At 60.6% G+C, this 24,690-nt stretch carries 21 protein-coding genes; 4 read left to right on the plus strand and 17 right to left on the minus strand.

The annotated features are described in order from the left end of the window. Positions 1–4: 4 nt before the first annotated feature. The 3 genes from CVS30_RS04735 to CVS30_RS04745 are packed head-to-tail and all read right to left on the minus strand — an operon-like array spanning position 5 to position 4,033. Entirely contained in the window at positions 5–2,128 is a 2,124-nt protein-coding gene (locus tag CVS30_RS04735) for an ABC transporter ATP-binding protein (protein ID WP_245934436.1), read from the minus strand. After that, positions 2,121–3,047, minus strand: coding sequence for an ABC transporter permease (locus tag CVS30_RS04740; protein ID WP_245934437.1), 927 nt, complete (start codon positions 3,045–3,047; stop codon positions 2,121–2,123). Before CVS30_RS04740 ends, CVS30_RS04735 begins: the two co-directional genes overlap by 8 nt. Before the next feature lie 2 nt (positions 3,048–3,049). Beyond that, positions 3,050–4,033: an ABC transporter permease gene (locus CVS30_RS04745; protein WP_110484186.1), complete on the minus strand. Its 984-nt coding sequence runs from the start codon at positions 4,031–4,033 to the stop codon at positions 3,050–3,052. Positions 4,034–4,699: 666 nt separating this feature from the next. Between CVS30_RS04745 and CVS30_RS04750 the strand changes: the two genes are divergently transcribed. Genes CVS30_RS04750 through idi form a run of 3 tightly spaced genes read left to right on the plus strand, consistent with a single transcriptional unit; the run spans position 4,700 to position 8,292 of the window. Beyond that, on the plus strand, positions 4,700–6,508 hold the full coding sequence (locus CVS30_RS04750; RefSeq protein ID WP_110484187.1) for a hypothetical protein: 1,809 nt from the start codon (positions 4,700–4,702) through the stop codon (positions 6,506–6,508). A gap of 57 nt (positions 6,509–6,565) precedes the next feature. Further along, complete coding sequence (locus tag CVS30_RS04755) at positions 6,566–7,690, plus strand: thermonuclease family protein (protein WP_110484188.1); 1,125 nt, start codon at positions 6,566–6,568, stop codon at positions 7,688–7,690. A gap of 44 nt (positions 7,691–7,734) precedes the next feature. Next, positions 7,735–8,292 (plus strand): isopentenyl-diphosphate Delta-isomerase, encoded by a 558-nt coding sequence (idi, locus tag CVS30_RS04760; RefSeq protein ID WP_110484189.1) that lies wholly within the window; start codon positions 7,735–7,737, stop codon positions 8,290–8,292. 32 nt (positions 8,293–8,324) lie between these two features. Here the strand turns inward: idi and CVS30_RS04765 are convergent, their stop codons facing one another. The 9 genes from CVS30_RS04765 to CVS30_RS04805 form a co-directional block, all read right to left on the minus strand. Continuing rightward, positions 8,325–9,062, minus strand: coding sequence for a TetR/AcrR family transcriptional regulator (locus CVS30_RS04765; RefSeq protein ID WP_110484190.1), 738 nt, complete (start codon positions 9,060–9,062; stop codon positions 8,325–8,327). A gap of 60 nt (positions 9,063–9,122) precedes the next feature. Beyond that, positions 9,123–9,914 (minus strand): triose-phosphate isomerase family protein, encoded by a 792-nt coding sequence (locus CVS30_RS04770; protein ID WP_110484191.1) that lies wholly within the window; start codon positions 9,912–9,914, stop codon positions 9,123–9,125. 34 nt (positions 9,915–9,948) lie between these two features. Next, positions 9,949–11,298 (minus strand): MFS transporter, encoded by a 1,350-nt coding sequence (locus CVS30_RS04775; RefSeq protein WP_110484192.1) that lies wholly within the window; start codon positions 11,296–11,298, stop codon positions 9,949–9,951. 210 nt (positions 11,299–11,508) lie between these two features. Then, on the minus strand, positions 11,509–12,288 hold the full coding sequence (locus CVS30_RS04780; RefSeq protein ID WP_110484193.1) for an SDR family NAD(P)-dependent oxidoreductase: 780 nt from the start codon (positions 12,286–12,288) through the stop codon (positions 11,509–11,511). A gap of 33 nt (positions 12,289–12,321) precedes the next feature. Continuing rightward, a complete protein-coding gene (locus tag CVS30_RS04785; protein ID WP_110484194.1) occupies positions 12,322–13,299 on the minus strand; it encodes a 3-hydroxyacyl-CoA dehydrogenase family protein in 978 nt (325 codons plus the stop codon). A 2-nt stretch (positions 13,300–13,301) separates the two neighbouring features. Next, positions 13,302–13,790, minus strand: a complete 489-nt coding sequence (locus tag CVS30_RS04790) for a ribose-5-phosphate isomerase (RefSeq protein ID WP_110484195.1) — start codon at positions 13,788–13,790, stop codon at positions 13,302–13,304. Further along, positions 13,787–15,529: a dihydroxyacetone kinase subunit DhaL gene (gene dhaL, locus CVS30_RS04795; RefSeq protein WP_110484196.1), complete on the minus strand. Its 1,743-nt coding sequence runs from the start codon at positions 15,527–15,529 to the stop codon at positions 13,787–13,789. Before dhaL ends, CVS30_RS04790 begins: the two co-directional genes overlap by 4 nt. A gap of 16 nt (positions 15,530–15,545) precedes the next feature. Further along, positions 15,546–16,553, minus strand: a complete 1,008-nt coding sequence (locus CVS30_RS04800; protein WP_110484197.1) for a sugar phosphate isomerase/epimerase family protein — start codon at positions 16,551–16,553, stop codon at positions 15,546–15,548. 556 nt (positions 16,554–17,109) lie between these two features. Continuing rightward, positions 17,110–17,805 (minus strand): GntR family transcriptional regulator, encoded by a 696-nt coding sequence (locus CVS30_RS04805; RefSeq protein ID WP_110484198.1) that lies wholly within the window; start codon positions 17,803–17,805, stop codon positions 17,110–17,112. Between the two features lie 156 nt (positions 17,806–17,961). Here CVS30_RS04805 and CVS30_RS04810 point away from each other — a divergent pair, with 156 nt between their 5' ends. After that, a complete protein-coding gene (locus CVS30_RS04810; protein ID WP_110484199.1) occupies positions 17,962–19,017 on the plus strand; it encodes an alpha/beta hydrolase family protein in 1,056 nt (351 codons plus the stop codon). A gap of 208 nt (positions 19,018–19,225) precedes the next feature. Here the strand turns inward: CVS30_RS04810 and CVS30_RS04815 are convergent, their stop codons facing one another. From CVS30_RS04815 to CVS30_RS04835, 5 genes are all read right to left on the minus strand, one after another. Further along, complete coding sequence (locus tag CVS30_RS04815) at positions 19,226–19,894, minus strand: FMN reductase (protein ID WP_110484200.1); 669 nt, start codon at positions 19,892–19,894, stop codon at positions 19,226–19,228. Between the two features lie 137 nt (positions 19,895–20,031). Beyond that, on the minus strand, positions 20,032–20,502 hold the full coding sequence (locus CVS30_RS04820) for a hypothetical protein (protein ID WP_110484201.1): 471 nt from the start codon (positions 20,500–20,502) through the stop codon (positions 20,032–20,034). Positions 20,503–20,613: 111 nt separating this feature from the next. After that, entirely contained in the window at positions 20,614–22,170 is a 1,557-nt protein-coding gene (locus tag CVS30_RS04825) for an amino acid permease (RefSeq protein ID WP_110484202.1), read from the minus strand. Positions 22,171–22,219: 49 nt separating this feature from the next. Beyond that, positions 22,220–23,653, minus strand: a complete 1,434-nt coding sequence (aspA, locus tag CVS30_RS04830) for an aspartate ammonia-lyase (RefSeq protein ID WP_245934438.1) — start codon at positions 23,651–23,653, stop codon at positions 22,220–22,222. A gap of 64 nt (positions 23,654–23,717) precedes the next feature. After that, positions 23,718–24,689 carry an asparaginase gene (locus CVS30_RS04835; protein WP_110484203.1) on the minus strand — a complete coding sequence of 324 codons (972 nt, stop codon included), beginning with the start codon at positions 24,687–24,689 and terminating at the stop codon, positions 23,718–23,720. Between the last annotated feature and the right edge of the window lies 1 nt (position 24,690).

The following is a 24,690-nucleotide window of genomic DNA, read 5'->3' on the forward strand; positions in this document are numbered from 1 at the left end:
TTTTTTAGGTTAAGGCAGGGGCCATAAGGTCTGTGTTCTCGGCATGATGGCACGCCACTAAGGTGCTGCCAACAAGCCGAGGTTCCGGATCATCCGTAGCGCAGCGTTTCTGCCCGGCCTCATCCATGAGCCGGTACAAAGGACAACGCGTACGGAAGTTGCAGCCGCTGATGTTTTCCGTGGGACTGGGCAGGTCACCGTCGAGGATAATCCGGGTGCGGCTGCGTTCGATGGCAGGATCAGGAACAGGTACGGCCGACAGAAGCGCCCGTGTATAGGGATGCTGCGGGTTTTCGAAAATCTGCTCCGCCGAACCACTTTCCACAATCCGTCCCAGATACATCACAGCCACGTTGTCGGCGATCTGCCGCACCACGGCTAGATCGTGGGCGACGAACAGGTATGAGAGTCCTAGTTTTTCCTGCAGATCCTGCAGCAAGTTGATGACACCGGCCTGGATGGAGACATCCAAGGCGGAGACGGGTTCATCCAGCACCACAATCTTTGGATCTGTCACGAGCGCCCGGGCGATGCCGATGCGCTGGCGTTGACCACCGGAGAATTCATGCGGATACCGAGACGCCATGGACGGATCCAGGCCCACGAGTTCCAAAACGTCGGCAACCTTCTTCAGCCGATCCTTCGCCGAAACGCCGTGAACTGTGAGTGGCTCACCGACGATATCCTGCACCGGAAGGCGCGGGTCCAGCGATGCCATGGGGTCCTGGAAGACCACCTGAATATCTTGACGCAGGGCGCGGCGTTCCTTGGCGGACAACGTGGCGACGTCCCGGCCGTTGATGATGACCTGACCGGCTTGTGGCTTGGCCAGCTCGAGGATCTCCATGATGGTGGTCGACTTACCACAACCGGATTCACCCACGAGGCCCAGCGTCTGCCCGGCCTTGATCTCAAAGCTGACACCATCAACGGCGCGGACGATGCCGACCGTGTGCTTGAAGATGGCTCCCTTGGTCAGTGGGAAGTGCCGCTTGAGGGTTGTCACCGCCATGACGTTTTCCGGCTCGACGTCGGCTCGCTCGGCGGGCGCAACGGGTTCGGGCACGGGGTAGATTTCGCCACGCTTGAGCTCGCCGCTGGCAATCTCGGCGACGCGAATGCAGGCCGAGGCATTCAACGGGTCATCGCCGATCTGCATCAGCGGTGGCTCCGTGGTGCGGCAAGCATCGATCACGGCTGGGCAGCGGTCGGCGAAGGGGCAGCCCGGTGCAAGATTGCTCAGCAGCGGGGGTCGCCCTTCCAACGGGACCAGACGAGTATGCCCGGCCGTCGCCAGGTTGGGCATGGAGCGCAGCAGCCCGATCGTGTACGGCATAGAAGGTGCACGGAAGACCTCATCGACGGTGCCGGTTTCCACGATGCGGCCGGCATACATGACGGCCAGTCGATCGGCGTTGCCGGCCACCACTCCAAGGTCGTGGGTAATGAGAACGACTGCGGCGCCGGTGAGCTCCTTGGCCTTCTGCAACACCTCGAGGATCTGTGCCTGAATGGTCACATCCAAGGCCGTGGTCGGTTCATCGGCGATGATGAGGCGGGGGTTGTTCGCGATGGCGATGGCAATCATGGCGCGCTGGCGCATGCCACCGGAGAACTCATGCGGGAATGCCTGGGCACGGCGCTCGGGATTGGGGATGCCGACGACTTTAAGCAATTCCACGGCGCGGGTATTGGCCGCCAGCTGTGACAGCTTGCTGTCGTGAAGCAGGAGTGCCTCGGCGATCTGTGCGCCGATCGTGTAGACCGGAGTCAAGGCAGACAGCGGGTCCTGGAAGATGATGGAGATGCCGTCGCCGCGCAACTTAGACATGTCCTTGTCGCTACGATTCAGCAGCGACTTGCCCTCGAAGAGAATATCGCCACCAACCTTGGCCGACGAGGGCAACAGTCCCATAACAGCCAGAGAGGAAACAGATTTTCCGGAACCGCTCTCCCCCACAATGCCGAGGAACTCGCCCTTATCGACGTGGTAGTTGACGCCGCGAACCGCGGTGACGGCACCGCTGGGCTGCGGGAACGTGACGGTGAGGTCTCGGACCTCCAACAAATGCTGGGCCGGGGTGCGTTCGCGATGGGCGGCTGCAGAATTGATGAGGGTATTAGTCACGGTTGACTCCCGAGGTAGGGTCGACGGCGTCGCGCAGGGCATCGCCGACGAGGCTGGCCGAGAGCACCGTAAAGACGAGGATGGCCGCCGGGAAGATGAAGAGCCAGGGTCGGGTTGCCGCGGCACCCTGACCGGCTGAGAGCAAGGTACCCAAGGAAACATCCGGGGCCTGGATGCCGAAGCCGAAGAAGCTCAGCGTGGTTTCGCTCAGGATCGCTCCGCCAATACCAAGCGTTGCGTCAATGATCAGCAGCGAGGAGACGTTCGGCAGCACATGGCGACGAATAATGGTCCAGGTGTCCACTCCCATGAAGCGTGCGGCTTTGATGAAGTCACGCTCACGCAGGGACTTCGTTTGCGCCCGGATCACGCGGGCCATAATCATCCAGCCAAACCCTGACAGCAGGAAGATCAAGGCAACCCACGACTTGGACTTGAGGACCTGACTCAGCAGGATGAAGATGAATAGGCTCGGCAGAACTAGGAGCAGGTCAATGACCCAGACAATTGCCCGGTCCCACCAGCCGCCGATGTAACCGGCCACGGCACCGATGATGCCGGCAATGATGGCCGCAAGGGGCCCAACGATCAAGCCGATAATGAGTGACTTGCGAAGGCCGACAATAGTCTGGGCATAAATGTCCTCGCCGATGTCACTCGTGCCGAACCAATGCAGGCCAGAGGGGCTAGCACCCATGTTGCGTACATCGAGGTCAGTGTAGTTCCACGCGTTAGGGGCCAGACCGAAAATGGCCCATAGGCTAATGACTGCCAGACCAATGAATCCAACCCAAAAACGCGGGGTGCTGCGGAGCCTGGAGGAAATCAAACGGAAGCGCGAAACGGGTTTTTTGGATTTGATTACTTCGGGAGTTCCGGCGGTAACGTCGGCTACAGATGCTTCGTCCAACATAGACATGTCTATACCCTCACTCTCGGGTCAAGGGCTGCGTAGACAATATCGGCCAGGGTTCCTGCAATGAGGATCAAGATGGCATTGAACAAGATCGCACCGGTGAAGGCGTTAATGTCACTTTGCTGGATAGCCTGCATCAGCATCTCACCCATACCGTGCCAGCTGAAGACGAGCTCGGTAACGGCTGCTCCGGCAAGGACGGTAGCGAAAGAGTAGGCAAAGTAGGTGGACATGGGGATCAGGGCCACGCGGACGCCGTGGCGAAGCAGAGCAGACCCGCGGGTGCGCCCCTTGGAGCGTGCGGTGCGAATGTAGTCCGCAGACAACACATCCAGCATGGCGCTGCGCTGGTATCGGGAATATCCTGCGGCACCCATGAGGGTCAGGGAAATAGTCGGGAGGAGCAGGTGGGCGGCGCGGTCCCAGAAGTGGACCCACCAACCGCCCTCGAGCCCGGCTGTATATTCACCGGTGAAGTTGATGAGCTGTATACCCAGTACATTGTTCAGCGTGGTTGCCGTGATCATCAGCAAGATACCGATGACGAACGAGGGCATTGCCAGAACCGTAAACGAGGCATAGGAAATGACTTGGTCGCTGGTCTTGTACTGCCGTACGGCACCCCAGACGCCGAGGACAACTCCGATGACGGCTGCGATGATGGTTCCGAGAATCAGAAGCCGCAGGCTGGTGCCGGCACGTGCCGTCATCTCTGAGATGACGCTGGTGTTGTGGATGGTGTTGCCAAGGGAACCATGCGCCACGAGGTTCACAATCCAGGCCCACAACCGTTCAATCACCGGGGTGTTGGGGTTGGTTCCAAATCCATCGAGGATTGAATTAATCGTCTCGGTGGAGGGAGCCGGATTGCGGCCGAGGTACCGGCTGGCCGGGTTCAAGATAATGCTTGCCAGAACGTATGCACTCAGGGTCGCGATGGCTGAGAGGATCGCGTAATTGATAAATCTCTTTGCGATGAAGCCGATCATGAAATCAGCTCCCGCAACGCAGCATCAGCGACGTTACGTTGACGACGTAGCCTCCGCTGCGAGGGTGAGTGCAGTGGCATTAATTCATCCTTAAAAGCTAGCCCGTTGCGCCGACCGGGGTGACGGTCCAACTGCAACAGAGGGTGTTCGTAATCATTGACCAAGGAGGGGAAATGTAGTCCCCCTCACACGCCATGAGCAAATGTACCTCAGCTCACACGGGAAAACGGCACGATTTTGGCAAGGACTAGCCAAAGGTCTTACCCGTCAGTAACCCAGCAACTTCCCCATTTCGCGAAAATGTGCGAGATTGCGCGGAAGTGCTCCGGAAGGAGGTTCAAAAAACCGTAACAGAAGCGTTACACGCTTAACGTGACACACTTCAATCAGAATCAAACTTCCGAACGAACCGTCATTTGAAAGTCGAAAAGTACATCTTTTTCGAATTTTGATCAGATGAATCACAAATTATCATCCACTTCTTCTCCAATAATGACCATCGAAACGTCAATTATTCATTGAACTTTTCAATTTCATCGGCCCATATCGCGAACGTAACGCACGAGAGCCAACGGACCACGTTGCCGATTCTTACGTGGCCTCAGCTGTCCGCGCTGTAGGGTGAGTTTCTAACACGATCCAACGCTGACGATGGAAAGGAACCTCATGCCTGCACAGAAGAACAGGAATCGGTTCCACCCTCGCGAGCAAGCGACCCCAGCCCCGACTTTTACCGAGGTTCACTATCTGGGCGGCGTCGCCCTGGCCCGGCATTTACTCGATCCGCACCGCAGCCACACCGCCGTCGTCGTCTCCTACCGCCCTGGCGAATTGCTGCGTATCGACGCCCAAGCCGTGGCCGCCAAGGTTGGCCCGGAGACCAAAGTCTTTGAGATCGCCAATGGCATTGAGACCCGCCACTTAGAGCGTGGCCTGCCCGAGCACCTCCACATTTTTGGTATCGGGGCGCGCGTTTATCCTCACGGGCCGGACTGGACCGCCAGAATGCCTCGCCCTCATCTGATCCACCATGAATCTGAGCTCACGGCTCTGTTCCGAGACCTGGACAATGAGGTCCTCGCCGCCCTTCCCGTAGAGACAACCCCGCCACCCACCACGGCACAATTGCCCATCATCGCCGACGCCATCGTGGAAGGCTTCGCGGGCACCGACCGCGCCATGGTGACCATCCTCAAGACGAGCAAGACCGCATTCATCCGGGGCGAGGATCTCTTACCCGAAATTCCGCTCGACTGGCTCATCAGCAAGGGCCAGACCCTATCCGGAACCTTTGACCCCGCCACGGGCATCCTGGACATCAAGGCGCTGCTACTCCCCCGAGCCTCGCCCGTCACCGTCTACAAGCACGGCAATGTTGCCCTGGCGCGCGTGAAATCGGTCAGCCCCACCCACGCCATGGTTCATCTCTGGCCCAACAGCGACTTCCGCATCGGCGTGGAACGGATCTCCTCCAACGACCTCGATTCCGCCGAGGACCTCCTGACTGAGGGCGAGGTGGTCCGGGTCCGCGTGCTCTATGAAAATGGCGCCGTGCGTCTGTCGATGCTTGACGTGGACGACGACGAGGCTGCCGTCCCAGCCCCACCCCTCTTGCGCGGTGGCCCACCCTGGCTCGACAGCGATCGGCCCTACGCGAGCTTGTTCGCCGATTCGGCCGTTGCGCCAGTCACTCCCAGTGTCCCTTCCGAAGGGGACGAAACTGTGGGGTCCGACGTCGTACTGGGAGCGGTGGAGGCGCCGCTGTCATCTGCCGAGCGGCGCACGGCCCTGCAAAGTACCCAGATGCAGTTGGCGGTTGCGCGGCGCACGATCGATGAGCTGATGGTGGCGGCGAAGCGGCAAGGTGCCACGGACCAGGTGGCGCGGGTTTTGCAGGATCAGTTGGAGAGTGAGCGTCGAGCGGCGGCGGACTTGGCGCGGGACCGGAATGCAGCGATGCATCAGATCGACGCGCTCAAGGGTGATTTGGCCAAGGCTAAGGCGTCGCTCGTGCAGCTGCGGCAGCAAAAGCGATCGGCCAGTTCCCGCACAGGGAGTTCTCCGGAGACCTTGTTCCTAGATCCCGCCGAGCAGTTCGAATTTGGCCTTCTCACCGCGTGGGCGCAGGCTGTGCCGGCCGCCGATAAGGCCGCGCACCCGATCGGAAAATATAGTTGCAGCCCACGGTTCTTGGCGTCCTGGATTCAGCTGACCGAGCAGCAACGCGGGAAGACGCTGCGGGCCGTGGTGGATTTGGTGGCCGATCGCAAGGGGCCACTACGCAAGCGCGAACCGCATCTGCTGCGGCTCAACGAGGGAGCGCACGCCGGCGTCACCCTGCGCGGCGACGATGTGTGCTGGCGGCTCTACGTTGAACAAGGAACCGCGGCCGCACTCCGGCTGCACTATTGGAAACTGGCGGCAGGCGGGGTGGAACTGCACGAGGTGGTCCCGCACGACGTCGTCAAACCATAGACTTAAGGTTCACGCAGCCTCAGGGCTCCTACCGAATGATTGGGTGTTGGTTTAGCCTTGGGATCCGCAAATTCAATTTCCGCACGACGCCTGCTGCCTGCCATGGGAATCGTGGCTGCGCTGGCGTTAAGCCTCACGGCCTGCACCGATGAAAACTCGGACAAAGGCACGGTCATTTCCGTCACCGATGGCGATACCCTCGTGGCGGACGTGAACGGGAAGAATCAAACAATTCGTTTGCTCAATATCGATGCGCCGGAGACCAAGGATCCCAACGAGCCTGTTGAATGCCTCGGGCCCGAAGCCAGCGAATTCCTGGCAGAGATGCTACCCGTAGGCGCCAAAATCAAGCTGATGTACGACGTCGAACGTACCGACAAATACGACCGCACCTTAGCCGCCGTTTTCACCGACAAAGACCTCTTTGTCAGCGCCGAAATAGCCCGTGCCGGGCTAGGCACGGCCGTGACGTTTGGTAAAAACTCGAAGTTTCTGCCGCCCGTCCAAGACGCCGAGAAAGAAGCCAAAGCAAGTCTGGCAGGCGTCTACGGTGCTGACGTTGAATGCACCATACCTGCACAGGTCGCCGCTGCCACACAGGCCTTGGAGACTGCCACGGCAGGCGCCTCCGGCTCGACCGCGGCTGCCACGGGAGCAGTTGTTACAACTTCTGCCGCCGCCATCGCCGCCGCAAAAACTCTCAAGTCAGTGCTTCAGGCAGGAAAGACGGGCAGCAACGTTGTCAGATGGGCAGCTTTCAGTGAAGCTGAGATTGCCTCCCACGTGACTCTTCTGTCAAAGAGCATTGACAATGCTGACGCAAAACTTGCCACGCTAAAAGATACCCAGACAAAACAGCAAGCAACAGAAAAAGCAGCTGCCGAGGCTAAGGCCGCGGCTGAAGCTGCTGCGAAGGCAGCCGCCGAGGCAAAAGCAAGAGAAGAAGTAGAAAGAGTTAAGGCAGAGAAGGCGGCTGCTGAGGCCCAAGCCGCTGCTGAAGCTCAGGCCGCAGCGGAGGCCGAACGTATCCGAAATCTGCCACCCGTTTATGTTCCTCCAGCACCGGCGCCCTATGTTCCTCCAGTCGTTCAAGCTCCAGCACAAAATTCTGGTGGAGATTACCCCGGATACACTGGTCCCCGGTGTTATCTCCCAGGCGGAAAGACCTACCGACCTTGCTAAGTCCTAATACTCCAAGCCTGTATGAGCGAAAGGAATTTCCCATCATGGGTCAAAACATTGAGCTGGTCAGGTTGCTGGACGACGCCGGGAACGAGATCGGGACCGCTGATAAGGCTCTGGTTCACACCACGGACACTCCTTTGCACCTGGCCTTCTCCTGCCATCTGCTTGATGCCCAGGGCCGGACCTTACTCACACGCCGGGCGCTGTCCAAGCTGACCTGGCCTGGTGTCTGGACGAATTCCTTCTGTGGGCATCCGGCTCCCGGCGAATCCTTTGAGGACGCCATCATCCGACGCGCAGCCATGGAACTGAACATCACGGTGACAGGTATTGCGCTCGCGCTCCCCGACTTCCGCTACCGCGCGGTGGACGCCTCGGGCATCGTGGAACATGAAATCTGCCCCGTCTTCACAGCCATCTACGAAGGCGACGGCGTCATCGAGCCGAACCCTGATGAGATCTGCGATTGGGCCTGGTCGGATGTGGTGGACGTGGAGGAAGCGGTCTCCGCCACACCCTTTGTTTTCAGCCCCTGGCTCGTGAAACAGCTCTCCGAGGGCGTCTACACGGGCGGGCTTTTCCCCACTCCGCAGGGCTAACCGTAGCCCTCCCGGGCTAGTGCGCGCGGTAGTTATTTGCCAGCGAGCACACGAACGCCCGTGGAGGCATTGCAGATCAGGGCGAACGCGGCGTTGGTAATCCGCTCCGTGTTGGCCGTGGTTCCGCAGCGCAAGGCATCCAGCAGCATGTTGTTGACGCCGCCCACCATGGAGATCCCGGTCAACCGGGCGAATTCGAAGACCTCGGCCAGCGATTCATCCGGGGCTTTGCCGTCGGGCGCACCTTCGGGGTCCACTCCCCCGAGCAGCAAAAGCAGACGCTGTGACTCCGCGGCAAAGTTTGTCATGGACACGTGGCGTTTGGTTTCCAGCTCCGGGGAGACACCCACGATTTCAACCAAGATGATTTGGGCATGGCGGGGATCGTCCAGCATAAAGTTCACCACGGTGGCCATGCCCGCATTGACGGCATTGAGTAGCGTCATCCCGCGTACCCGCAGCGACTCCAACACCTGACGCATCAGCTCGGACGCGAGGTGATCATAAACGGTCGTGAGGAGCTGTTCCTTGCAGGAGAACGACTCGTAGAAATACCGTTCACTCAGGCCGGCGTTCTGACAAATGGTCTTGACCTTGGCCGCGGTGTAACCCATCGTGCCGAATACCTCGATGCCCGCAGTGACCAGACGTCCGTACCGCTCCAGCATGCGATCCTCGGATCGCTGCCCGGAATACACCCGGCCTTGGGCAGTCGCGGCGGAGTGATCCGCAGCCGAGGTACTGCCAGACTTCGATGTTTGAGGGGTCATCTGCAATATTCTAGTAGCATTCGCGCACTCGCACACTGGCGTGACGACTGCACTCCGGAACTACAGTGCTGTTGCGGCGAGCGCCTCATCGAGAACGGCGCCGAAGTTCTTGGCATCGTGGGCAAATCTGCCCAGGAAAAGGCCTGAGACATGTTCCAGTTGCGGCAGCAGTCCGGGCTTGGCGGAACCCCCGTAAATGATCGGCAGCTGCGCTAATCCATGCTCCCCCAACAACTCCCGCAGCGCGCCCACAACAGCGGAAATGTAGCTGGCCTGCGCCGGCTCGGCGGCACCAATGGCCCACACCGGCTCGTAGGCAATGATCATGGATGCGGCCGCCGCCCACTCCTGCGTCACCGCCGCGGCGATCTGCTCATACACCGCGGCCGCAGCCTCCGCCGGCTCGGAACGGTCGATCTCCCCGACACACAACAAGGGGGCAATCCCTGCAGCTAGGGCGGCCGTGACCTTCAGAGCCACCACCGCGTCGTCCTCATGAAAATAACGACGGCGTTCGGCATGTCCCAGCTCCACTAGACTCACGCCGAGCTCGGCAAGCATGGACGGGGCCACTTCCCCTGTCCACGGGCCATCCGCCCACCCGGCGTTCTGGGCGCCCAGGAGCAAGGGGGAACCGGCAATTATGTCCGCGGCTGCGGGCACCACCGGAAATGACGGGATGACAAACGGGACCACCCGCCCGGCTGCAAGAGCCGGGCGGGTGTCCACTTCATGACGCACAGCCCGTAGCCAGCGCAAGCTGTCGGCATAGCCCATGTACATCTTGGTGCTGACACCTACGTACAAGGTTGCTGATTGCTGGGTGCTTGCGTCGAACGGGTGCTGCGTCATGATATTTCTTTCTTCAGGTGGCGATTACTGGGATCTACTTCTCGAGCAGATCATCAGCTTTGCTCTTGAAACGGCGGGTGCCCCACATCATGACAGCCGCCACGAACGGGAGGATACCGAGGGCCACGATTCCCATGGCGCCTGAATCCGAAGCGAACGTCTCATTGATATTCGTCCGCAAGATCGGTGCCACGAATCCACCCAGGTTACCGAGGGAGTTGATCAGACCAATACCTGCCGCGGCTGCTGTTCCTGTCAGGAACGCCGTGGGGTAGGACCACGTGATCGGGCCGATGGCGAGGAAGCTGCACACAGCCAAGGTGATGAATATGATGCCCAAGGCCGGAAGGCTGTTGGCGCCGGCCCATGCCGAACCGATGATACACAGACCAGTCGAGACAAACAGCCAGGTACCCAGAACGCGGCGACGGATGACGGTTGTGGCGTAGCGGCCCACGAGGATGCAGGCAAACATTCCAAAGAACCACGGCACCGCGGCGAGCAGACCAACGGCCATGCCCACTTTTTGACCTGTCAGCTGAGCAACCTGCTGCGGCAGGTAGAAGGTCACGCCGTACACGGCAATCTGGAGGCAGAAGTAGATGATGGTGAAGTACCAGACTCGACCGCTTGAGAGAGCCGCCATGACGCCCGAGGGGCCGGTTTCCTTCTTGATGCTGTCTTCCTGCTTCATGGCATCCGTCAGAGCATCCTTCTCCTGTTGACTGAGCCACTTCGCCTTCTGCGGACCATCAATGAGGAGGAAGAAGGCAAAGATACCAGCGACGACCGCCATGGATCCTTCGACAAAGAACATGACCTGCCAGCCGTGCACGCCGGGTACCTGATCACCAATGTTGATGAGCCAACCGGACAACGGCGAACCGATGACCTGGGAGAACGGCTGTGCCAGGTAGAAGATGGCGAACATCTTCACGCGGTGCTTGTTGGGGAACCATTCGGCCAGGTACATGATGACGCCTGGGAACAATCCGGCTTCTGTCACACCGAGGAGGAACCGCAGCGCAATGAAGGAGGTGTCACCCTGGACGAAGGCGAAGCAAGCCGAAACAATACCCCAGGTGATGGCGATACGGGCCAGCCAGAACTTGGCACCGACCTTCTTCATCATCAAGTTGCTGGGGATTTCAAAGATGGCGTAACCGATAAAGAAGATACCGGCACCGAGGGCGTAGGCGCCCGCAGTGATGCCACGGTCCATCTCCAATGCGGCCTCTGCGAAACCAACATTGGTGCGGTCAAGGAAAGCAACGATGTACAGGATGACCAACATCGGCATGAGCCGGAAGGTCGCCTTAGAGATTGCTGATTTTAGTGCTGGAGATTCCAGCACATTCTTTTCTTGCTTTAGTTCAACGGCCATACCAAACTCCTCATCGAGTTAAACCTTGGAAATAGTTTTGTGGCGCGCTCAAGGCATCGAGCGCTAAAAGCGGGGATAAGTGGGGTGTACGGGGTTAGCGCGGGTAGGTCATCATGACGATGGCGACGCCGCAGATAACAATCCCGACCAGAAGGTACAACTTACGTGCCATGCTCCACTTGGGAGCGGTCTCGTTATTCATTTTCTCTCCTAGTGCATGTACAGTCCGCCATCCACATTCAGCGTCTGACCGGAAATGTAGCCGGTGTCCTCGCTGATCAAGAAGTGGATAGCTGCGGCGATATCGCGGGTGGATCCCACACGATTGACGACCAGGTCCTTGACCAATTCGTCCTTACGATCCTGCGAAAGCGTTCCGCCCATGATGTCTGTATCGATGGGGCCGGGAGAGATCGCGTTGACGGTGATGTCATAGGGGCCCAGTTCACGGGCGGTGGAGCGAGTCAACCCAATGACGCCGGCCTTTGCCACGGAGTAGGCCGTCTTGGAGAACGTTCCACCGCCGCGCTGTGCCGACACGGAGGAGATGTTGACGATGCGGCCAACGCGGTTCTTCACCATGGATTCAGCCACGCGCCGGGTTGCGTAGTGCACGCCGTTGAGGTTGATGTTCAACACCCGGTTCCACTCATCAGCAGTGACTTCCAAATAGCCGACAGGCGAGCTGACGCCGGCAACATTGGCCAGTGCCACGATCTGCGGCAATTGCGCTTCCAACTCATCAATGGCGTTGCGAACGGAGGATTCATCGCCCACATTGGCGCCAACTCCGTAGGCCTTGACGCCGAACTCTGCGGAGACCGCTGCGGCCACCGACTTGCAGGCGGCATCGTCGAGGTCGATGATGCCAATGTTCCAGCCATTTTCGGCCAGGTAATTCACGGTGGCCCGGCCGATGCCGCGTTCGGAGACGGCTCCGGTGATGATGGCGGTGCGTTCCGCCGGGAACGTTCCAGCTGTTGCAGACATGATTTCTCCTGAAAGTTTGTGAGAGGCGGCCGATTAGTGAATCGGGGCCGGTCCGAGATCTTCGAGCAACGCCGACATGGCAACATAAGCCTTGTTGCGGTAGGCGATGAGCTCTGCCGTCCGCTCGGCCGGGACGTTGAGGAAGCCGGCGCCGGTCTTGGTACCGAGCTTCCCGGCGTCGACCAGGTCCTTGAGGATCTTCGGGGTAGCGAAACGCTCCGGGAAGCCCGTCTGCAGGGACTTGTAGCAGAAGTCGTAAACATCCAGGCCGGCCATGTCGGCGATGGCGAAGGGACCAAAGAAGGGCAAGCGGAAGCCGAAGGTCGTGCGGACCAGGGTATCGACGTCGTCCGCGGTAGCGATGCCCTGCTCAACCAGCTGGGCAGCCTCGTGGAACAGCGCGTACTGCAGGCGGTTCAAGACAAAACCGGTCACGTCCTTGACGACGGCCGTCTGCTTGCCGGTTGAGTGGACCATGTCGCGGGCCGCACCCACCGTGGCGCTGGAGGTCTCAGCGTGAGGGATGATTTCCACACCGGGGATGAACGGTGAGGGGTTGGAGAAGTGCACGCCCAGGAAGCGCTCCGGGTTGATGACCGGGACGGCCAGATCGGCGATGGAGATCGTGGAGGTGTTGGAGCCGATGATGGCATCCGGACGGGCAGCGGCGCTGATGCGGGCCAGCGTTGCGTGCTTGATCTCGAGAACTTCCGGGACAGCTTCTTCGATGAAGTCAGCGTTGGCAACAGCTTCCTCGATGTCCTTCGCGGCCCAGAGGTTTTTGCGCAAGGTCTCGGTGGCGCCGGCCGGGAACAAGCCATCGGCGACGAACTGATCCGACTCAACCAGGAGGCGCTCGTAGTTCTTGGCGGCAATCTCTGCCGACACATCGGAGAGGGCCACGCGGGCTCCACCCAGTGCCAGAACCTGTGCGATGCCGCCACCCATGTAACCGGAACCCACAACGGCGAACTGCAGCTGCTTTTCGGTGTTTTCTACGTTGTTGCTCATGATCAGACTGCTTTCGTGTAAGTGGGTTCGTAGGAACAAATTGCTTCGACTTTTTCGGCCGAGGCGGAGGATTCATCAAAGGAGTAGGACAGCCATTCGGTGACCAACTTCTTGGCCAGCTCCAGACCGATAACGCGCTGGCCCATGGTGAGCACCTGGGCGTTGTTACTCAGGACCGAGCGCTCAACGGAGTAGCTATCGTGTGCGGTGACGGCGCGGATGCCGGGGACCTTGTTGGCGGCGATAGCCACACCCAGACCAGTTCCACAGACGAGCAGTGCCCGATCCGCTTCTCCGTCAGCAACCTTACGTGCTGCGTCAACGGCTACGTGCGGGTAGGCCCGCGAGTCGTTGCTACCAACGCCAATATCCGTCACGGAGAGGACGCGGGGATCCGCTTCCAGAAGCGCAAGGAATGCGTTCTTGTATTCGACGCCGGCCTCATCGTTTCCTACAACGATCCGGTAACCAGTTACTTCCGTGGCGCTCATGCTCGTGTCCCGCTTTCCATTAGTTCTTGTTCAAAGTGTTGACCCAGGCGCTCCACGATCAGGCTGAAGGAGATAGCCCCCGGGTCAGGGTGTCCCAGGCTCTTCTCCGCGAGAGGGCGGGCCCGGCCCTTGAGTGGACGCAATGCTGAGGTTGCCGTAGCGGCATCTCGAGAAACCACGGCGGCTTCCTTGAGGGAATCAATAACCTCGGTGCCCGAGGAGATCGCCGTCAGGAACGCATCCCGGAAGGGCAGGATCGCGTCAACCATGGTCTTATCCCCCGGCTCCGCCTTGCCCAAGGTGGTGATGGCGTTGGAGAAAGCACCAACAGCATCGGCAGCATCCTGGCTGGAGTAGGAATCCTTATTGCCCAGCGCGGCTGCGGCGGCGATGAACGCCGTTCCCCACAACGCACCAGAGGTTCCGCCAGCTTTTTCCGACCAAGCCTCACCGGCTGCGGTCAGGATCGCCGCCACCGAGGTGCCGCCGGGAAGATTGGCCGTCTTCTGTGCCGCTGCTGCAGCTGCGTCGACGCCGCGGCGCATGCCGATCCCGTGATCGCCATCGCCGGCAATCGCGTCGAGGTTGCCGAGGGCTTCCTCATGTTCAATGACGACGTCGCGAATGGCGGCCACGGCGCTCACGGCCTGCAAGCCCAAGGCGGCCGCGGCCGGCGTCGGGGTTTCCAACTCAGCGGCTTCGGCTTCAGCCGCGGCAGCAACGTTGCGCTGAGCCCGCGGGACCGAGTTGCCCTTGCGGAAAGCCGGAGTGTCGGCGGGTGCGCCCCAGTATGTCTTGAGTTCGTCGTCGAGCCACAGCAGTGTCAGGGACAGCCCCGACATGTCCAGACTCGTCACCAACTCGCCGCACTCGGGCTCAACCACCGTCAGGCCCGCCTCAGTCAGCAGCTTTTCGATGCGGCCGAACAGCAGGAACAGCTCGTCATACTTGACGGTGCCCAGGCCGTTGACGATCGCGACAACCTCGTTCCCAGCGTCGTCCGGCTTGTCCGCCAGCAGCTTCGAGACCAGCAGTTCAGCCAGTTCCGACGCCGTCGGCATGGGGTGCTCGGAGATGCCCGGCTCCCCGTGAATACCCAGGCCCAGCGCCATCTTGCCCGCGGGAACGTGGAAGAGTGCCTCCTCCGCGCCGGGAAGAGTGCAGCCGTCAAAGGCCACGCCCAGTGAGCGGGTGCGGTAGTTGGCCTTGATGGCGAGACGTTCGACGTCGTCCAAGTTCAGTCCCGCTTCGGCGGCGGCACCGGCAACCTTGAAGACCGTGAGGTCTCCGGCAATACCGCGACGCTTTTCCCATTCTTCGATGGGTGCGCTGGCAATGTCATCCGTGACCACCACAGTGCGGGTTTCAATGCCTTCTGCATTGAGCCGCACCTGAGCCTGACCGAAATGCAGAACATCGCCGGCGTAGTTGCCATAGCTGAGCAGTACGCCACCGTTCATCGCGGCAGCCTTAGCAACGCGGTAGATCTGGCCGGCAGCCGGCGAGGCGAACATATTGCCGCAGGCCGATCCGGCGGCCAGGCCCGTGCCGACCAAGCCAGCAAACGCCGGGTAGTGGCCGGAGCCGCCGCCCACAACGAGGGAGACCTGATTCGGGTTCATCTCGGTGGAACGAACTACTCCGCCATCAACTCGGGCAACGTAGTTCCGGTTTGCCGCAACGAAGCCATCGAGGGCATCGTCGGCAAATTCAGCGGGATTGTCGAAGATCGTCGTCATGATTCCTCCTTATGTCCTAGGCGTTGAGCAGTGTTGCGGCAGAGAGGGGAAGCTGGCGTCCCTGTGCGACCTGGCTGGTGCCCAGTGCGTAGCCGTCGGTCTTGGGCAGGACCTGTGAGCGCAGGTATTCCTGGTTGCTGGCCGTAACGCTCAAGCCGTCTCCGCCGTAGTGCTCGGTGCAGATGATGCCCTGGAAGCCAACAGACAGTGCCACCTTGAAGGCCTCGCGGTAGCTGATCAAGCCGCTTTCCATGGGTGCCGGGATGGCCGTGTACTGTCCACGAGCGACGTTTTCATCGCGGATGTAGTTCTTCACGTGCCAGTAGTTCGAGTACGGCAAGGTCTTGGCAACTACTTCGCGCCAGTCCTCGATGGGGCGGTGCAGGCGGATCAGGTTGCCAATGTCCGGGTTCAAGCCAACGTTGGCCAGGTCAATGTCCTGAACCAGCTGAACCGATGAGTCTGCGGTGCCGAGGTACGTGTCCTCGTACATTTCCAGGGAGAGCAGCAGGCCGGCGTCGGCTGCGTGCTGACCCAATTCGCGCAAGCGGGTGACGGCCTTGTTCCAGGTTTCCGTGTCGCCGACGGGGTCGGTGTGCCCCTGAACGGTCCAGAACCACAACTGCTTCTGCTGTTCTGCTGTGAGTGCCTGGTGCAGGCCAACGGAGACAACTTCACAACCCAAGGCTGCGGCAGCGTCGATGGTGCGGTGGCTGTACGCCAGGTTGGCTTCCCAGTTAGCTTCTTCAATGATGCTGCTGCGGATGGCGGAGATCACCGGGATCCCGATGCCAACGTGGTCGGCAGCTGCCTTGAATTCCTGCAAACGAGCTTCGCTCAGATCGCCGGGACGGACCCAGCTATCGGTGAGGTCTGCATTGGCGAAGCCAGCATCCTTGACCTCTTGGAAGACGTCAACCCAAGCCGATGCATCTGCATCGTTGATGTGAACTCCAGCGGCATTCTTGCCGGGGAACTGCAGCAGGGCCGCGGTGATGGGCCAATTTTCTGCTGTGTAAGCCATGTATTTCACTCCCTTGTGATGAATCCTGTTTCCTATAGGATCTACTATCTTTGAGTGTGGCCGCTATGTCAACCGTCACATCCATGAGGCGGCCTGAGAGGCACGTGGCAGCCCGAGCGAGCACGTTGCGCGCTCGGAGAGCTGCGGCCTGAAGGCAAGAAGTTCCGCGGAAACTCGCAGTATGCGCCTCTTGCCTAGCGCGTTCGCGGCTTCACCGTCACAAATAAATCCGGCCCGCGTCACAATTGGTCTTACTCTCCATCAGCGCCCCCACCGAGCGCATCTGAACCTTACCCGGGCACGCCTCAGAGAATCCTCACTAAGGAGACGTGTCACTTGGCAGGCGCCCAAGGCTTTTCCCCAGGCACGAAGGCGTGACACCCACCTTCGCCACCCCACCCACCACGTCCACTCGTTGACCGGTCAGATAACGCCCTTCACAGCCCCTTCGCCCGCTCCATATGGGATCTACGTGACGACTCAACGGAGACTCAGCACACAACAAAGCCCGCCATGACAAGTCATAGCGGGCTTGGTTTAGTTGCTTGCGGCGCGCCTAGGCGCCTGGTGTCCCAGCCGGGGAATGTGGCGCATCGGCCATCGCCCTAGCGCGGACATTGGAGACGTGCTCGGCCATCTTGGCCGCGGCTCCCTCAGAATCCCCCGCACGCAGGGCATCAAAGATTGCGTGATGTTCCGAGATGGCATGATTGGCATCGGTAATGCCTACGCCGCTGAACAAACGGAAGCGCTGCACCTGCCCACCCAACGCGTTATAGGCGGCCAGCAGAAAAGGATTCCCTGCGTTCTCGGCAATCAAGCGATGGAACCGCTCATCGGCATCAAAGTAATCCCGAAACTCAGAAAAGGACGGGCCACGCGGAGCAGTTTCCAAGTCACGAATGGACTGTTCAAGCTCTGCCATGGTTTGCTCCGTCATTCGCTCCCCGGTCAAGCGGGTATTGACGGGCTCAATCACGAGCCGAGCTTCCATGAGCTGCGCGATATCCTCGGCCGACGCCACGGGAGCGACCCGATATCCCTTCAGCGCCACGCGTTGCACGAGTCCGGTATATTCCAGTCGTGCAAGGGCCTCTCGCACCGGCGTGGGCGACACTTCTAAGTCACGAGCCGTCCCATCAATACTCACGGAGTCACCAGGTCTCAGCCGCCCATCCATGAGCGATTCTAAGATTTCGGCATAGACATGGTCTGCCAATACCTGCCGGTTAATTGCGTGAGTTTGCTTCATGAGCCAAACCCTATAGGATTTGGCCACTGAACAGGAATTGAGAAGCCGCCGCTGAGACGAGCACCGCGAAAGGTGCCGCTGGCCGCTCAGGCGGGTGCCGCCGTCGTACATTGCTTGCTACAGGCCGAACGCGTGGAAGAATAACAGTGATTCACCATGACAGCGCGCACAGTATTTACCAGTAAAAAGCAGCAGGGCGGCACCCCGCAGCCGCCTCCTGCTGCCGCTAAACACACCCGTCAGGTGCCCGATTTTCCGCGTCGAATGTTCCTCCTGACGATGGGAAGCGCCGCAGTGACGACCGGATTTCAGGCTAATATTGTCGCCGATGGCATACTGACGGAGCGCACGCAATACCGTGTCACGACGCCGGACAATGACGAAAATCGGGCGGCCGCGGACCGTTTTCCCGGCAAAACCTGGTACCTTTTGGGCGGCTTCCTCGTCAGTTACCGTGACACCGAACGCAAGCTCGCCGCGCTCCAAACTGCCATGAATCAACGCGCGCCAGCCTCCTACATTGGCTACTCGAACGAGGCCATCGACATTGCCGCGCTATTCATCGAGATTCAACGCGACGTGTTCCGCCGGAAAATCGATACGGTCTATTTTTACGGTGACAGTTTTGGCGGCATGGTCGCGATGGTTCTGGGCTCGCTACTGACGCAGATTGGGCTGACCGTGAAGCTCATTATCATGGGCTCGAGTCCCAGCAACGTGGCAGATACCCTCGATCCGGGCAAGGAATATATCTCGCTGGCCGGCCAAGTGGTGCCATATCTGGGCATCGTCGGGCGACTCGGTGCGGGGATCTGGGCCGGGATCGCTAACCCGAATGGCCAAGGGATGTACCGGGCGGCCAGGCGCGGAATCGCTCGATCATTCGATCCGAATAACAACTCCCTCATCCTCAGCACAAGCCAGGCGACATTCCTGCAAGCCTTTCCGCGACAGTACGACGGCGGAATTCCCACCTCGACCGGGATCGGGCTGCTCTACGACCCGGAGGATTTCATTGTTGACGCCGCCGCCGCTAGGCGAGGTTGGGAGGCATTGCTGCCACGGAATCCACTTTTTGCGTACGACATTCCCAACACCGGGCACGCGAGCCCCGAGATCCACCCGGATGTGTACCGGACGGCGCTGAGCGTCATGCTCGACAAGCTCGATCCGCCGCCCATTACCTCCAAGCCGCTGCAGCCGATCTTCTAGGCGGGCTTGGGCGGCCTTCCGGAATCCTTTAAGCAGCTCTTGCGGGTGCGTCCGGCGCCACGGAATCCTTTAAGCAGCTCTCGCGGGTGCGTCCTGCGCCACGGAATCCTTTAAGCAGCTCCTGCGGGTGCGAGAGCCCAACACCCGCAGGAGCTGCTTAAGAGAATCAGAAGTGCCAGCAATTCCCGGAACTGCCTGCCAAAATCGGCTAGCGGCGCTGAGTTTGTGCCAGCAACTGCTCAAACGGCAGGGAGGTCATCTCATTGCGCTCACGCTGGGCGCGCTTCTCCTTGTGATCCGCAGGGAGAACAGCTTCCGGAGATGCACCGGCCGTGGCGCCGATAGCCAAGATTGCGGCCAACTCCCCCGATCCCTGAGAAATTCGGTTTTCCAGAGTGTCGCTGCCGGATCCGCCCCAGTCTTCCGGCGAGGCGTAGATAGCTGTGGGCATGGTGTGAGCGCGCAGGTAGCTAAACAGCGGGCGAATGGCCATGTCCAGAACCAGCGAGTGGCGGGAAGATCCGCCCGTGGCTCCGAAGAATACCGGCATGCCATCAAGGAACTTCGGGTCCAGCACGTCGAAGAAGGACTTAAACAATCCACTGTAGGAGGCGCTGAAGGTAGGAGTCACGGCGATCATGGCGTCGGCGGCTTCCACCCGCTTAACCACATCTGCCAACGCGGGACCGGCATAACCGGAAACCATATTGTTAGCGATGTCCGTGGCGTAGTTGCGGAGGTCAATAACGTCTAGGGCGACTGTGACGCCAAGTGCCTGCAGCTGCGACACGACTTCGGCACCCATCTGGTCCGCCAGCATGCGGGTGGATGAGGGAACGCCGAGACCGGCCGAAATGACTACTACGGTTCGCTGCATTATTGACTCCTTAGTTCATGCGTTTGCATCTACTTGAGTCAACTAGGCTCTGCGCGATGTTATTCCCAGGGAGCCAGAATCATTTTCAGAACGGCGCAGATCCGCCCTGTGCGCACCGCTGAGAACGCCCGCCGCGACTAGTCTCGTGTCGGGAATTCCGGAGTAGTCGCCGTGCACGTCACGGCTTCCCCACGGGCTGCGGTTTCACTGGCGATTTCCCGCGTCCCATCGAGCAGGATGCGGCAGCTGGCGGTGGTGCCGGGCCCCGGAGTAGCCGTGACCTGACTGTCCTGAGTGGCTGTGACCATGGCCGTCGCGCTCCACACAGCCTTGCCGGGATCGTCGGCCAGATTGCTCGTCGCCACGGTCCCGGCATCAACACTCGAAGAATCCTCGCCCCTCGACGGCGCCTCCAGGTACGACACCGCATCCAGCCGGTTCAACTCCTCGCCCACAACCGTGACCTCATAGCTGACCGACCAGGCGTTGCTCGTTTGCTTCTGCACAAAGCTGCAGCCGCTCATGGCCAGCACCGCGACGAGCGCACCCACCAGCGTGAGCGAGAGGCGGGTTCGTTGGATCAAAGGCAGGCGGTACGTCGTCTTCATAGTATTTATCCTTGCAGGATTAGCCACCGGAGTCCTCCCGCCCTGGTAGCTAATCCTGCAGTCCCGTCTCATCCCTACGTCGGAGAAAAAGTACGACGTCGGCCCCTCGCCTTACGCCTCTGTCCCGCCTGTTGCCCCGTCCCCGGCAGCGTCCACCGTGACCGGCACGCCACCGTGATGGGCCGTGACCGGATGGCGATGCGTATCGGAATGACGGGCGGCGGCAATCTCGTTGATCCGTCCGCGGCTGAGGTACCAACCCACAATCAGCGCCGGGATGATGACCACGAGCGAGCCAATGGTCCAGGTACCCACGGGACTGTCGAACGCCATGAGGACCAGCACGGCCAGCAGGAACGCCAGGGTCAGGTACCCCGTGTACGGTGCGCCGATCATGCGGAATACGGGGCGGATCGCCTTCCCCTTTTTCGCCAGGCGGTAGAGCGCCAGCTGGCACAGCACGATCATGCCCCACGAGGCGATGATGCCCAGCGCCGCCATATTCAGCACAATTTCAAAGGCCTGTGCGGGCACCACGGCATTCAAGATGACACCCAAGAAGGCAACACCGGCGGTCAGCAAGATGCCACCGTACGGCACACCATTCCGGTTGAGCTTGGCGGTAAATTTCGGTGCGGAGCCCGACAGCGCCATGGAGCGCAAGATCCGGCCGGTGGAGTACAGCCCGGCATTGAGCGAGGACATGGCGGCGGTCAGGACCACGAGGTTCATGATCGAGTCCATGCCGGTCACGCCGATCGATCCAAAGAACGTCACGAACGGGCTCTCCCCCGCCTTGTAGGCGGTGTACGGCAGCAGCAAGGACAGCAAGATCAGCGATCCAACGTAAAACACGCCGATACGGATAATGACCGTATTGATGGCCTTGGGCATGATCTTTTCCGGGTTCTTGGTCTCGCCGGCGGCCGTACCAATGAGCTCAATCGACGCGTAGGCAAAGACCACGCCCTGCATCACGACCACCACGGGAAGCAGCCCATTCGGGAAGAATCCGCCGTTGTCCATGATCAGGCTGAAGCCCACCTCCTGGCCGGCCACGGGGGTTCCAAAGATGACAAAGTAGGTGCCCACCAAGAGGAAGCCAACCAGCGCCACGACCTTGATCAGCGCAAACCAAAACTCCAGCTCGCCAAAGACCTTGACCGAGACGAGGTTCAGACCCAGCACCAGCAGCAGCGCCGACAAGGCCCAGATCCACTGCGGCACAGAGCCAATCCACGGCACGTATTTAGAGAAGAAATGCATATAAAGTGCGACGGCGGTGATGTCCACAACCGCTGTCATCGCCCAGTTAAGCCAGTACAACCAGCCCGAGACGAAGGCCGCTTTCTCGCCAAAGAACTCACGGGCATACGAGACAAAGGAACCCGAGGATGGGCGGTGAATGATCAGCTCGCCCAAAGCGCGCAGGATCATAAAGGCAAAGAAGCCACAGATGGCGTAGCTGAACATCAAGGCCGGGCCGGCCCCGGCCAGACGCCCGCCGGCACCCATGAACAGGCCCGTGCCGATGGCCCCGCCAATCGCGATCATTTGAATCTGGCGGGTCTTCAAACCCTTGTGAAGTCCGGCGTCCTCCGCCGTCAGGGCCGTGCTGGGCGCATCCTGCACTAAGTCAGCGTTGGCGCTTTTATCCTGGTGGTGCATGAAAGGATTCCTTTTCTATAGCCCGCCGGCGCCTTTGCCGACGGTCAGGTCAGTCGCCTAAGTTGGCGAGATGTTCTGGTCGTAGTAGTTCTTCAAGTTGTTCTGCCGTGAGAAGCTTGCGCTCCAACACCAGCTCGGCCACACCGCGACCGGTCGCCAAGGCTTCCAGCGCAATCGCCGTCGAGGTGGAGTACCCCAACCGTGGATTCAGTGCGGTGACCAGGCCGATGGAGTGTTCCACCTGAGCTCGCAGCTTGTCCTCGTGCGCGGTAATCCCGCTGATGCACTTATCCGCCAGCGTGAAGCACGCGGCTTCCAGATGGCGCATGCTCTTGGTCAGGCTGTGCACAATGATGGGTTCAAAGGCGTTGAGCTGCAGCTGCCCGCCTTCGGCCGCCATAGTGATCGTGACATCGTTACCGATGACCTCGTACGCCACCTGATTGACGACCTCCGGGATCACGGGGTTGATCTTGCCCGGCATGATGGAGGATCCGGCCTGCACGGCTGGCAGGGTGATCTCGCCCAGTCCGGCGCGTGGCCCCGAGGAGAGCAGTCGCAGATCGTTGCAGATCTTCGACAGCTTCACGGCCACCCGCTTGAGGACACCCGAGAGGTGCACAAAGGCGCCAACATCGGAGGTGGCCTCGATCAGATCCACCGAGGTGGTCAGCGGCAGGCCCGAGATTTCAGCGAGGTGGCGGCAGGCAATCGCCGAGTAACCAACGGGCGCATTGAGCCCCGTGCCGATCGCGGTGGCGCCGAGATTGATCTCATGCACCAGCAGCGTGGACTCGGCCAGGCGTGCCCGGTCCTCCCCCATCGTGACCGCGTAGGTGTTGAATTCCTGTCCCAGGGTCATGGGAACGGCATCCTGGAGCTGGGTCCGCCCCATCTTCACCACGGTGCGGAATTCCACGGCCTTCGCGGCGAACGCGTCGCAGAGGTGTTCCATGGCGACCACGAGTGATTTCGCGCCGAAGATCGTGGCGACGTTGACCGCCGTCGGATAGACATCGTTGGTGGACTGGCTCAGGTTGACGTGGTCATTGGGGTGCAGGAACTGGTATTCACCCTTCTTGTGGCCCAAGATTTCCAGAGCCCGGTTGGCGATGACCTCGTTCACGTTCATGTTCGACGACGTCCCGGCGCCTCCCTGGATCACGTCCACCACGAACTGGTCGTGCAGTTTTCCCGCAATGATCTCCTTGCAGGCCGCGATGATGGCTCCTGCCCGAACATCATCCAGCAGGCCCAGTTCCTGGTTGCTCTGTGCCGCAGCCTGCTTGACCATGGCCAGCCCCGTGACCAGGTGGGTGTTGCTGCTCAGCGTGGTGCCGGTGATAGGGAAATTTTCCACGGCGCGCAGGGTATGAACACCCCAATAAGCGTCGACCGGAATGTCCCGATCGCCGATCAAGTCGTGCTCGCTGCGCGTCATGACGGGGTCGGATACCGGATTGTTGGACATGCTGTCGGTCATGATTCTCCTTGAGAGTGGCGCCTCGTTGCGCCAAGAATGGTGTTAGAGATGAGCTGCGGTGCAGTTACTTCGTCGGGAAAGGCAGCCCCAGGAGTTCACCGACCGGGTGGCCACCGCCGTAGACCGGCAGTTCATTGAAGGGTTCCAAGAGTTCCGGGGCAACGCCCAAAGCCAGCAGGGCCGGGACGGCCGAGGGCATGCGGGCCCGGTCGCCGCCGTCGGAAATCTTTAGCGCCACTGCAGAACCATCGGCCATGGCGATCATTTGAATGCCCTCGAATCCGTCCTTGGCCAGCAGTCCGGGAACGGCCTCCATGAGCGCCGTGACATCTCGGCCCGCTCCGGCGACGAGCTCGGGATGGGCACGCATGGCATCGGCCACGCGGCGCTCCGGCGTGCCAGGTGCGGCGGTGACCAGGGCACTGAAGGCCCGGGCCATGCCGATCAGGGAGAGTCCAAAGACCTCGGTGCCGCAGCCGTCGGTGCTGATTTCGTGTAGTTCCTCGCCCGTCAGCTCGGCAACAACCTCGCGGATCAGGGCGGTCAGGGGATGTTCGGGAGCCAGGTAGCTCTCGAGCGGCCAACCGTTTTTGACGCAGGTGGCGAGCAGGGCGGCGTGCTTTCCCGAACAGTTCTGGGCCAGCTGGGTGGGTCCATGGCTGGCGTTGAGCCAGGCTTTCTGCTCGGCGACGCCGTAGGGCAGATCCGTGGAGTTGCGCAGATCAGCGGGCGTCAGCCCGGCGTCGGCAAGAATCTTTGCTGCCGTGTCCTGGTGTTCGGCCGCACCGGAGTGACTTGCGGCGGCCAGGGCCAGCTGATCGTCGGGCAGCTCGAGCCCTGCCCGCAGCATGGCCACGGCGATCAAGGGCTTGAGCGCAGACCTGGGGTACACGCGGGCGGTGGGCTCTCCGCGCGAAAGGAGGCTCCCGCCGTCGGACGTCAAGGCGATGAGGGAGCCGAAGTGGACGCTCTCGACCAGCTCGCCGCGGGTCTGCACGGCGAGGGGTGCGTGGGCGGGAAAGTGGTGCGTGGTCATG

The sequence above is a fragment of the Arthrobacter psychrolactophilus genome, assembly GCF_003219795.1.
GTDB lineage: Bacteria > Actinomycetota > Actinomycetes > Actinomycetales > Micrococcaceae > Specibacter > Specibacter psychrolactophilus.